The organism is Kocuria gwangalliensis, assembly GCF_039544365.1.
GTDB classification, from domain to species: domain Bacteria; phylum Actinomycetota; class Actinomycetes; order Actinomycetales; family Micrococcaceae; genus Kocuria; species Kocuria gwangalliensis.
Genome location: NZ_BAABLN010000052.1, coordinates 1 through 1,050, shown reverse-complemented (window position 1 = coordinate 1,050; position 1,050 = coordinate 1). Strand labels below are relative to the sequence as shown.

Annotated in this window: 2 protein-coding genes and 1 other annotated feature; both genes read right to left on the bottom strand. The window is 65.3% G+C overall.

All coding sequences use genetic code 11. The features are described 5' to 3' along the window. The coding region (locus tag ABEA06_RS13535; protein WP_345311830.1) for an IS3 family transposase at positions 1-681 on the bottom strand (681 nt) is incomplete at its 3' end. Beyond that, positions 607-720, bottom strand: a sequence feature (AL1L pseudoknot). (Overlaps the previous gene by 75 nt.) Further along, entirely contained in the window at positions 681-998 is a 318-nt protein-coding gene (locus ABEA06_RS13530; protein ID WP_296216403.1) for a transposase, read from the bottom strand. (Overlaps the previous feature by 40 nt.) The genes ABEA06_RS13535 and ABEA06_RS13530, both read right to left, overlap by 1 nt. Between the last annotated feature and the right edge of the window lie 52 nt (positions 999-1,050).

The window sequence follows — 1,050 nt, the reverse complement described above, 5'->3', positions numbered from 1 at the left end:
GTCATACGAGTCACCACGTGACCCGACCGACGCGACAGCATCCTCTACCGCGAGTCGCTCCGCGTAACGCACGGCACGATACTGAACTCCACGGTCGCTGTGATGGACCAGGCCAGACAGATCAGCACCATCACGCCGACGCGTCCAGATCCCCATCTCCAACGCATCGATCGCCAGCGCCGTGTACAGCCTCGTGGACACCTGCCAGCCCACGATCCGACGCGAGAACACATCCAGGACGAACGCGACATACACCCATCCGGCGAACGTCCGCACATACGTAATGTCCGCGACCCACAACTGGTTGACCGCCTCGGCCGTGAAGTCACGATTGACGAGATCCGCAGGTCTACTCGTCTCCGGTGCCGGTTTCGTCGTCCGGGGCCCCTTCGCTCGGCTAACGCCGCGGAGTCCCGCCTTTCGCATCAGCCGCTCGACGGTGCACCGGGCCACCTCGTGGCCCTGCCTGCGCAGCTCGGCATGAACCTTCCGCGCCCCGTAGACGCCGTAGTTCTCCTCATGCACCTGTGTGATCTCCTGCGTCAGCTGCTCGTCCCGCTGCTGCCTGGCTGAAGGCTCGCGGGTGCGGTGGGCGTAGTAGCTGCTCGGGGCGATCTGCAAGATCCTGCAGATCGGCTCGACCCCGTGCTCGTCCCGGTGCGCGTCGATGAACGCGCACATCACCGGGAGGGGCGGTCGAGCTCCGCCGCGAAGAAAGCCGATGCCTGCCGCAGGATCGTATTCGCCCGCCGCAGCTCGCGGACCTCCCTCTCGAGTTCGGCCATCCGGGCTGCGTCGTCCGAGGTGGTTCCCGGTCTGAGTCCTTCATCGATCTCAGCCTTCTTCACCCACGTCCGCAGCGCTTCGGGGTGGACACCGAGTTGTTCCCCGATCCGACGGAACGCGCCGGCTCGAGTGGCCGGGTCCTGTCGCGCATCGATCGCCATCCTTGTGGCTCGCTCGCGTAGCTCGTCGGGGTACTTCCGTGGTGCGACCATGCCGCCCATCCTTCCGGGTTAACGATGTCTCCATTAAACCCGGGGCGATTCA

Bases quoted from the DNA above. Each gene is read 5' to 3' on its own strand.
- ABEA06_RS13530 (WP_296216403.1), bottom strand. From the start codon at position 998: ATGGTCGCACCACGGAAGTACCCCGACGAGCTACGCGAGCGAGCCACA.